10 protein-coding genes and 1 pseudogene (1 of these 11 running past the window's edge) are annotated in these 9697 nt (G+C 43.0%); all 11 read right to left on the reverse strand.

All coding sequences use genetic code 11. The features are described 5' to 3' along the window. Positions 1–393: 393 nt before the first annotated feature. Entirely contained in the window at positions 394–657 is a 264-nt protein-coding gene (locus F3741_07595; protein ID MZG30660.1) for a hypothetical protein, read from the reverse strand. Between the two features lie 178 nt (positions 658–835). Continuing rightward, complete coding sequence (locus F3741_07600; GenBank protein ID MZG30661.1) at positions 836–1549, reverse strand: flagellar hook-basal body complex protein; 714 nt, start codon at positions 1547–1549, stop codon at positions 836–838. A gap of 18 nt (positions 1550–1567) precedes the next feature. Beyond that, positions 1568–2074 carry an N-acetyltransferase gene (locus F3741_07605; GenBank protein ID MZG30662.1) on the reverse strand — a complete coding sequence of 169 codons (507 nt, stop codon included), beginning with the start codon at positions 2072–2074 and terminating at the stop codon, positions 1568–1570. A 236-nt stretch (positions 2075–2310) separates the two neighbouring features. Further along, positions 2311–3048, reverse strand: coding sequence for a DUF484 family protein (locus tag F3741_07610; GenBank protein ID MZG30663.1), 738 nt, complete (start codon positions 3046–3048; stop codon positions 2311–2313). Between the two features lie 265 nt (positions 3049–3313). Continuing rightward, positions 3314–4690, reverse strand: coding sequence for an argininosuccinate lyase (gene argH / locus F3741_07615; protein MZG30664.1), 1377 nt, complete (start codon positions 4688–4690; stop codon positions 3314–3316). Positions 4691–4727: 37 nt separating this feature from the next. Next, positions 4728–5882 carry a L,D-transpeptidase family protein gene (locus F3741_07620; GenBank protein ID MZG30665.1) on the reverse strand — a complete coding sequence of 385 codons (1155 nt, stop codon included), beginning with the start codon at positions 5880–5882 and terminating at the stop codon, positions 4728–4730. A gap of 155 nt (positions 5883–6037) precedes the next feature. After that, a complete protein-coding gene (locus F3741_07625; protein MZG30666.1) occupies positions 6038–6589 on the reverse strand; it encodes a polymer-forming cytoskeletal protein in 552 nt (183 codons plus the stop codon). 7 nt (positions 6590–6596) lie between these two features. Beyond that, the gene (locus F3741_07630; protein MZG30667.1) at positions 6597–7913 is read right to left on the reverse strand and encodes a ParA family protein; all 1317 of its coding nucleotides are present in this window, start codon (positions 7911–7913) and stop codon (positions 6597–6599) included. Then, positions 7914–8624, reverse strand: a complete 711-nt coding sequence (rsmI, locus tag F3741_07635) for a 16S rRNA (cytidine(1402)-2'-O)-methyltransferase (protein MZG30668.1) — start codon at positions 8622–8624, stop codon at positions 7914–7916. It lies immediately after the preceding gene. A gap of 72 nt (positions 8625–8696) precedes the next feature. Next, on the reverse strand, positions 8697–9104 hold the full coding sequence (locus F3741_07640; GenBank protein ID MZG30669.1) for a polymer-forming cytoskeletal protein: 408 nt from the start codon (positions 9102–9104) through the stop codon (positions 8697–8699). Positions 9105–9148: 44 nt separating this feature from the next. Then, a pseudogene (locus tag F3741_07645) lies at positions 9149–9697 on the reverse strand (ParB/RepB/Spo0J family partition protein); it runs 390 nt beyond the window's last position.

The following is a 9697-nucleotide window of genomic DNA, read 5'->3' on the forward strand; positions in this document are numbered from 1 at the left end:
GACCGGGTTCACCCATATAAATCAGGCCCTGACTATATTGACCTTTCATCTGGATGAATTCTTTGATGAACGTTCTGGATCGCGTTAAAGCATCTTTCAAAGATCTATGCCTGGGCGGATTAACTTCATAATTATCCAACCCCTCATGCACAAACTTGCCGGGAATTCCAGCCTGGTTAAACAGTTTAAGTCTTTTGGAAAAGTCTGAACATTCACATTCACGGATTCGGGAGATGCCGTCTTCATCTTCTTGCAAAATTCTTCCCGTACCCTGGCATTTTTCGCATGCAAAGCACTTGCAAGGTTTAGCTTGAACTTTGCCTTTCAGGTTGGACAATACATACTGGTGATCCCGGCAGGTACTGCAATTGATCGCGTTGGTAGGTTTTGTTTTCATGACAGGGATCGTTCCATTTCTTCTTCAACAAAGACTTTTAGATAATTCAAATTCATTCTGGAAGATTGCCGTGCATTTTGCTTGTCATATTCAGCAACCCCGTTCTCTATTCCGCGACAAACTACATTAACCGGAATACCCCGGCTTTCCCATTGTTGAATAAGATCATAATCCGTGGCGGAAAGTGCCAGGCCCGAGTCTTTCAAAGCGAGAAAAAACCGTTCAACCGTGACTAAATAGTTTTCGTGGTCTTGAGTCATACACAACTGAGAAATAAAAAACCCGTCTGGATTGCTTCGTCGCTTTCAGCTTCTCGCAATGACGGGTTATAACATTTTTTCTTGCCTGGAATAATATTTGGGCAACAACTCCTTAAGCCGTAATTATTTTCTGATTGTCTATAAACGCTATTGCCAATGACCACCGGTCTCTGGCCGGTTAGCTTTTTATATCAAGAATGGTGCCCAACATTTCATCATTTGTTTTGATCACATTCACATTGGCTTTGAAAGCCGCCTTGGATGCAATCTGATCGACAATCTCTTCGGTAATATCAACATTGGAGCCTTCAAGAAATCCGGAACGGACTGTGCCCAGTGCCCCACCACCGGGATTCCCAACCTGCGGAGCACCCGAAGAGGCTGACTGGTCAAATAAATTACCACCTGCCGCAGATAACCCTGAAGGATTCTGAAAGCTGGCAAGCGTAATCTGACCGGCAACTTGAGATTGTCCATCCACCCGGGCAGAAACCTGCCCGCTGGAATCAACACTGATTCCGGTATTGTTTCCCGGAATGTTGATTGCCGGAACAAGGGCATTACCACTGGCATCGACAATGTTTCCTCCCGCGTCTTGCTTGAAACTTCCCGAACGGGTAAAGCTGACTCCTCCGTTTGGATTCGCCACTTGGAAAAAGCCATTGCCATCAATGGCAAGGTCAAGAGGATTACCCGTCGGTATCAAAGAACCCTGAGTGTTTACTTTGGAAATATCATTAACCCGGGTGCCGCCCGATTTGGTTTCAACACTATTGACATCGCTTTTCTTGAATCCAGCGGTATTAACATTGGCAACATTGTTGGCACTGTTCTGCAGTCTTTTCGAGGCGTTGCTCAATCCTGTAAATGCATTGAATATTGGACCTAGCATAATTGTATCCTCCTTATCCTATGAATATAGGACTTCTCCAGAATCTTTCAAGGCCGCCGTTTTCTTTAACGGTGCTAACGAAAGGCTCATCGCCGTTTCATCACAATTATCTTTATGCAGGCAAGCCTGGCAATCGTTCCAAACCTTTTGCGGAAGCTGGATCTTATCCACAATTTCAAATCCGAACTTTGTGAACAAAGACACCGCGTAAGTGAGAACAAAAATCGTGTCGCAATCCTCTCTCAACAACGCCCGTTCAACACTGTCTTGAATCATTTGAGTGGCAATTCCCTGCCTGTGATAACGTGGGTCAACACCAAGCGATCGAATTTCCACCAGCCTGTCCCATCCAAACTTCAGGCTGCAGATGCCAACGACCTCACCGTTCATTTCAAAAACCAGAAAATCAGCGACTCTTTCTTCTATTTCTTCCAACGTGCGGAACAGCATTTTGCCGTCTTCAGAATAGAAACAGATCAGGTTCTGGATCGCCTGCGCATCCTCTAATTTAGCTTCTCGTAACATTTATATAGAGACCTTAATAGAAAAATTCCCGGTTTGCACGCGGGAATTTATTTACCATTGAAATTTCGCTAATTATTTGTAAAAACTTTTTTTATCTATGACGGTGGTGAACCCTAGTATCGGGGAGAATGGGAAAATAGTCAACACCCTTCGAATGATTTCTCCGGCAGACTTTCATTCTTTTAGCACGCTGCCATTCTTTAAAGATGTCGAAGCTGTTTAACCGGCGGGGAACCCTAGACCGGGTTGACCACCAGCTGGTCTTTGAGCTGGTCTATAAGAAGGATGTTGTTGATAGAGATGGCGACTTTGTCGGCCATGCGTTCCAGAAAGTCGCTGCCGAGCCCGTCATGAAAATGAAAAGGGTTAGGACTGCCAAACGCAATGGCACCCACCATTGAGTCCTGAGCGACAATTGGAATAATCGCTTCTGATTTTACAGTTTCATTATTATTGCCAAACATTTCGGATTCTTCAATTTCACTTCGAAGAACGGGTTTGATTCCTTGTTCAAACCATCTGTCGACTGTTTCCTGGGTAATGAATTTCACAGTTTCATCAAGTGTGCCGTTGTAACGTTGCCGCAACCTGCTTTCCACACAAGGGTCCGCCCCTTTTATAAGACAGACTTTAATGCTGGGTATGCCGAAACGGTTGGGAATTTCTTTTTGCAGTTGATGAACCATCTGGTCCAGATTGGTGCTGGTCAATACCAGTCTTTCTATTTCGAACAGGTGGTCCTGAATTTTTTCATTCGCGCGGGAAATTTCGAACAACCACTCCAGCTTGCTTTTAAGGTGTTCTTTATCATCGTGTACGCGTTTAATGATCCTGTCAGCCAGACTCAATGTGCTCATCGGTTCGATGGGCAAATCTTCTTCTTTTATCTCTTTAATTTTTTTCAACAACTCAGGGTATTCGTTAAAAAATTCGGGATGCTCATTGAGATATATAGCGACCTGGTCTTTATTCATGGAAGTTTCCTGTCAAATTAGAAATTGAACAGGAAACACTATAACACAATCCCAACAAATCTGCGAAAATAAAATCAATAAAATCAATATGTTATGGGGTTATCGGAACGCCGGCACACTTCGTATCAAGCATGCCGGGGACAACTTACAAAATCATTGATGTTCCCGGAGGAGGAACAGGAGGGGCTTTCTTGCCGCAACCGGCGGTATTGCCGAGAAGCGCCAGGATCATGATCAGGAATATAACGCGTTTCATAGTCAGACTTTATTTTAGTTTTTTTGTCAATCGGGCAATCTGCGCCTTCACCTGTTTTTTTGCTGTACCTCCATAAACATTTTTCCGGTCTACAGAGTTTTTCAGGGCAATATGCTCTGAAACATCTTCTTCAAAACGACGGGAGATTTTACGCAGTTCACCCAGTGAAAGGTTGCTTAAGGTTTTTTTCTCATCCAAACAATAGGCAACGGTTTTGCCGGTGATCTCGTGCGCCTCTCGAAAGGGTACACCTTTCAGAACTAGATAGTCGGCCATATCGGTTGCGGTTAAAAACCCGCTGTCCTCCAGTTCCCTACCTGAAGGCAAAGTGAATTTCGCCGACTTCATCATATCCGTAAAAATTTTCAGGCAGACTTTTGTTGTATCTACCGAATCGAACAAGGGTTCTTTGTCTTCCTGCAAATCTTTATTGTAGGCCAGAGGCAAACCTTTCATCAAGGTAAGCAGGGAAACCAGGTTGCCAAACACACGTCCGGATTTTCCCCGAATCAGTTCCGCGGCATCGGGGTTCTTCTTTTGGGGCATGATACTGCTCCCGGTCGTGAAAGCATCTGACAGTTCTACAAACCCAAACTCACTGGAGTTCCAGATAACGAGTTCTTCACAAAACCGGCTGAGGTGCATCATCAATAATGCTGAAGCACTGCAATACTCAGCGGCGAAATCCCTGTCTGCCACGGCATCCATGCTGTTATGCGAAATTTCAGGAAAATTTAAAAGTTTGGCGGTGTATTTCCGGTCGATGGGAAAATTGGTTCCGGCCAATGCCGCTGACCCCAGGGGCATGATGTTGATTCTTTTTCGCGCATCGAGAAACCGGTCTTTGTCCCGCAACAACATTTCCACATAGGCCAGGAGATGATGAGAAAGCAAAACAGGTTGCGCCCTTTGCAAATGGGTGTATCCCGGAATCACCTTGTCGATATTTTTATTGGCGAGTGAGAGCAGGGTTTTACACAAGCGGTCGATTTCTTTTACCGTCTCATCCACTTCTTTTCGCAAATACAGGCGGAGGTCAAGACATACCTGGTCGTTCCGGCTCCGGGCAGTATGCAGTTTGCCGGCAGTGGGACCAATGATTTCGCGCAGACGACTTTCAATATTCATGTGAATATCTTCAAGTTTGTCGCTGAATTCAAAACGGCCTTCATCACACTCCCGCAAAATCCGTTTCAACCCTTTCTGTATTTTCTGGGATTCAGTCGAAGATATAATTTTACAGCGGGCCAGCATTTTACAATGCGCGATACTACCTTCAATGTCGCAGGCATAAAGCCGCTTATCAAAAGAAATGGAAGCCGAGAACGATTCCATCAACGCATCGGTCGATTGTTTAAACCGGCCACCCCAAAGTTTTTTCATAATTTAATTTTCTCTCAAAAGGCGTGGGGTAATTCTGCTATCAAGCTGAGGAAGGGGGAATGAAATCCCGTTTTTTTACCCACTTATCTTTTTGCACGATATTTACACGGGTTCCCAATGGAACCATTTTAGCCAGGAAATGCAGGTACCATTCCTGAATATTGGGGCAACCGGCACTGCCGTTTCGCCAGTCAAAGTTTTTCTTGAAAAACTCATTCACCTTGGCCGCGTTGACACCATGTATTCCATAACTTCCAGGAACCGGTTTTCCCAATCGTTTCATTCCCATCCACCAATGCCCAATTTCATGGTCTTCATGGCCAAAAGGTATCGCCCGCACACGTGTTTTTCCGTTAATCATTTCTTTTTTGTACCAGGTGGGTTTATAGGCCTTATTTTTAATTTCATATTCACCGATCGGCGTTTCTTCCCCTGCCCGTCCAAAAATACTTTCTATTTCCAGTATTTCCTCATCGTTGTAATAAACTCTCAAGACACCACTTTCGACAATACCCAAAAGATACCAGAGTTGCGGATTTTTATAATTGAATGAAGCAACATCTTTTTTGTTGTACTTCAAAGTCATTATTTGTCCGGATCTCACATAACTGGCTTCTTCATTGTTATAAACCTGTTTGAGAATATATTTAAGGTTTTCAGTGACTTTATTATTTAAAATCATCTGCTCAATCTGCATGCTGAGTTCAGCATTAAACTGTCGTGTCTCTTCCAGCTCAACAGAAGCCAAAGTGAGATCCTGCCTTATCTGATCCATTTCCTCTTTGGAGACCAGGCCAACCTTGTTCAATCCCTGATACCAGGCCACATCTACTTTTTGTCTTGTTTGCGCACCAAGAACATATTGATAAGTCAAAACACCACTGATAATTATTATTCCTATGGAAGCGGCTACCAGTTTCAGGGTCTGCTTGACTTTGTTAGACAAACGATACCTGGCTACTTCAAATTTAACTTTTTTATCTTTTTCTTCGAGAGCACCAAAGGTGGCATTGGCAAACTTTTCCAATAAGCGGCGCTCCAGTTTGGAAAGTGTATGGATATTTGATCGTAGTTTTTCTATTATCCAATAGAGGTTCTCGCGGGTCTTGCGATCATAACTTCCATTGGGGTCTTTATTGCCGATCAAGTTGTATTCGGTAATTGATAATACTGTAAGCTTGTTTTCAGAATCCATAAACCCAGACCGCAAAAATTTAAGGGAATTCTAATATAACGCGTAATTAGAGACACCTTAAAACCAGAATTTTTTAAACTCAGGAGGATGCAACATAGATATTTTATCCGGGAACTCTTTAATTTTCAACAGGATAAATTAGGGGTGGGACAGATTCAGCCTGTTTTTCTTACTATTTCGACGGACAGGGTACGAGGCTCCGGTTGTTTGATGTTTGGCATGGAACAACGACCATCAAAAGCTGCGCCTTTTTCTATGATGAAGCTGGGAGAGTGAATATCACCTTTGACTTTGGCTTCCCTGGTAATTTTTATTTTATGCGTAGCCCGTATATCACCAATAACCTCCCCCTTGCACATCACCACTTCCGCTGCAATATCAGCCGCGACGGAAGCCGTTTTACCTATGAGAACGGCCTGGGCACTAATCTTCCCTTCAAATTTTCCCGCTATCTGTACTTTACCGGAGTGGGTGATTTCATCTCTTGTTTCAGTATCTTTTTCCAACAGAATTCCAAAATTGGCGTTTTGGAATTCGCGGTGTAATTTTTTTTCCGCTTTGGAGCAGGTTTTTATATCTCTTTTTAACTTTTTAATAATGTTATATAGCTTTTCCCTGGTTTCCTGGTTATAAACGCCATTCCACTTCCGCGTTTCCAGATATTCAAACTCAACGGGTGTAAGAACATTGAGGGTTTGCTTCTGCATGGGAGTTTTATCCGAGACTGCTGGCAATTTTATTAAAACGTCCTATCCAACTTCCCTTTCCATTTTTTTGCAAAAACTGAAGAATTTCATCGTTGCTGTTAGAAAGGGTAGGACTGAATTTGTTTCCATTAATAATATTTTGTGCAACCAGGTTGATACAGTTGGAAAGCGCACTGTCTTTATCATAAAACAAGGTTCCACGATTATTAGTTATATTAATGATTTTGTGATGAGGAACCATTCCAACCATATGGATTCTATCCTTGTATTCTTCAAACCGATCCAGGGTATCAAGGTATTCCCGCAACTGATCCAGGCAGCTGGCTATTTCACTGGACTTTTGACAACGGTTGAAGATAATACCAAATTTTTTGTTGGATAGGGTTTCTGTCACCGCCGCCTCCCCTTTTGAGGCAATCATTCTGTTGACATAAGCTTTGTCGAGACCCGTTAACCTTCCATTCTTAAAATCATTATAAAAATCTTCATAATAATCGATGAAAGAATGCAGGGCATCAATACTGCCATTGACAGCTATATTGTTGCTCATATCAAAAACAAACAGGACCTGATCTATAGAATTCATCAAAGAGGAAAGATGGTTCACGCCACCGGCCGGAGTATCGAGTATCACGTAGTTGAACCGTTCTATCAGGTCATTGACAAATTCAAGGAAAAGAAGGAGAAAAGCGGGTTCGTTAATACGTTTTCGATGGCTTCTTTTTCCTAGAATAGGAACCTCGCCACCCAGCAATGAAAACTTGAACTCTTCAATATAATTGATGTATTCATTGGCTGTGGGTCGGGAGTTGGCCTCATGGCTTTTAAGGATCTGCTTAAACTTTACCATATCAATTTTTTTCAGGATGGGCCTGAGCGCCCTGATTTTCCCGGTCGTATAAATTTGACCCCGTTCAAGAAACAGCTCGTGTAATTCATTGCCAAAAGGAAACTCTGAAAAATGGAATAATTCTATATTCAAAGTTTTGTATAAAGCCAATCCCTTTTCAAGTTGCGGGTTATCTCTTTTAACTTCTTTATCCAGATAGGCCTGAAAAATGGTAAGGATCCGGTATATCGATTGCAGAAAATCGATCTGGTAAGTTTTGTTGGCCAGGGTTTCGAACAAGTCATAGAAAGTTTTCTGAGGGTGACTTTCCAGGATGCTTGAAATAGTAGGAAGCCTTAAGTCAAGGTCAAACAGGCAAACACTATCATGCGTCAGCGATTTACCAAGTGAACGCGTTAGTGCCGCGGCTGTATTGATAGACAGGGTTGTTTTCCCGATCCCCCCTTTGGGGCCTATGATTGAAATAACCGGCATTTAACTTTTCCTCTTTTTTTTGTCTGCTCCAGCAATAACCAGCGTGATCTCACCTTTCCAGGTTCGTGTAGCCGTCGAAAGTTCTTCAAGGCTTCCGCGAATAACTTCCTCGTACATTTTTGTCAACTCTCGCGAGATAACCACCTTGCGATCTCCAAAAAAATGGAAAAGGTCCTGAAGCGTTTTTTGAATGCGGTTGGGCGATTCAAATAGAACCACTGTACGCTTCTCATCCGCAAGTGTTTCAAGCAATGTGGTACGCCCTTTCTTTCTCGGGAGGAACCCCTCAAAAACAAACCGGTCCATGGGCAAACCGGAAACCGTTAACGCCGCCAAAAGAGCTGAAGGACCAGGAATAGAGTATATGGAGATTCCCTCTTCAATCGCGGTGTTCACCAGATAGTAATGGGGATCAGAGATTCCAGGTGTCCCCGCATCAGAAACCAGGGCAAGATCACTGCCTTTTTTCAGTTTTTCTATGAACTCCTTACCTTTTTTAATTTTATTAAAGCTGTTGTAACTGGAAAGAGGCGTTAAGATTTTATACCTGCTCAATAAAATCTTTGTACGCCGTGTATCTTCAGCAGCAATCAGGGAAACTTTATCGAGGGTTTCTATTGCACGATGGGTCACATCACCCAAGTTGCCAATTGGGGTGCTCACTACAAATAGGTTACCTGTTTCCTTTGACCCCGTTTGCACAACAGCCATTTTGAGAGCTTAGTTTAATCTTCAGCTTTGAAAAACTCAACTTCTGCCAAAAAAATTTTCCTGGAGTTTTAATCACCCTTTTTTAGTCTGAGCAGCAGCTTTCTTTTCTGTTTCTTCATTTTTTACTAATGGAATAATTTTCGTATCTTTTCCTGTCATATCGCAGCTTCCATCCAGCACACCACCCAACTCAATATAAAGAGCAGGTGATTTTACATTCCCAACAACCCGGCTATTTGAATGGATCTCAACCTTTTTCGAAGCGATCAGGGTTCCCTCGACACGTCCCATACAAATAATTGTTCCAGCAGAAATTTCGGCGACCAGATGCCCTGTTTCTCCGACAATCAGGGTGTCTTCAGTTTCAACCTGACCTTCGAACTTTCCATCAATTCGCACAGTGCCATCAAAAGACAAAGCCCCATTGAAAACCGTATCTTCGCCCATATAGGCTTTAATTTGAGTGTCATCTTTTTTCATGCTGTTTCCTTTCCACATGGAAATTAGCCTTTATTGTTTAATTGTTATCCGATCAAATTCTGTATACGTTCCAAATCATCATCTGAATAATAAGTCACCACTATTTTGCCGCCCGTTTTTTTTGGGTTGATCTCAACTTTGGTTCCCAGTTTGCGCTCCATTTCCTTTTCAAGGTCTTTGATGAAAATATTTTTTTTGGAAGTAGCAGGTGTTTTCTTTTTCGGCATCGGTTGCTTTAGGGCGCCCACCCTGTTTTCCGTTTGCCGGACTGTCAGATCCTGCTTATAAATTTCTTTGCAGAGTGTCTGTATTTGACCGGGGTTTTCCAGTCCCAAAAGAGCCCTGGCATGCCCCATGGAAAGTTTTCCTGAAATCAAATCTTCTTTTATCTGGCGAGACAGTTTAAGGAGCCGCATGGTATTGGCAACCGCCGTGCGACTTTTTCCAACCTTGTTTGCAATCATTTCCTGAGTCAAGGCAAACTCTTCAGCAAGACGGGCATAGGCTTCTGCTTCTTCTATGGGGTTAAGGTCCTGGCGATGTATATTTTCAATGATTGCAAGTTCCAAAGATTGATCATCGCTGACTTCTCG

The sequence above is a fragment of the Nitrospinota bacterium genome (assembly GCA_009873635.1).
Lineage (GTDB): Bacteria > Nitrospinota > Nitrospinia > Nitrospinales > VA-1 > LS-NOB.

Excerpts from the sequence above, each read along its gene's own strand:
- F3741_07625 (MZG30666.1), bottom strand. The coding sequence starts at position 6,589 with ATGCAGAAGCAAACCCTCAATGTTCTTACACCCGTTGAGTTTGAATAT.
- F3741_07595 (MZG30660.1), bottom strand. The coding sequence starts at position 657 with ATGACTCAAGACCACGAAAACTATTTAGTCACGGTTGAACGGTTTTTT.
- F3741_07610 (MZG30663.1), bottom strand. The coding sequence starts at position 3,048 with ATGAATAAAGACCAGGTCGCTATATATCTCAATGAGCATCCCGAATTT.
- rsmI (MZG30668.1), bottom strand. The coding sequence starts at position 8,624 with ATGGCTGTTGTGCAAACGGGGTCAAAGGAAACAGGTAACCTATTTGTA.
- F3741_07630 (MZG30667.1), bottom strand. The coding sequence starts at position 7,913 with ATGCCGGTTATTTCAATCATAGGCCCCAAAGGGGGGATCGGGAAAACA.
- F3741_07600 (MZG30661.1), bottom strand. The coding sequence starts at position 1,549 with ATGCTAGGTCCAATATTCAATGCATTTACAGGATTGAGCAACGCCTCG.
- F3741_07640 (MZG30669.1), bottom strand. The coding sequence starts at position 9,104 with ATGAAAAAAGATGACACTCAAATTAAAGCCTATATGGGCGAAGATACG.
- F3741_07605 (MZG30662.1), bottom strand. The coding sequence starts at position 2,074 with ATGTTACGAGAAGCTAAATTAGAGGATGCGCAGGCGATCCAGAACCTG.
- F3741_07620 (MZG30665.1), bottom strand. The coding sequence starts at position 5,882 with ATGGATTCTGAAAACAAGCTTACAGTATTATCAATTACCGAATACAAC.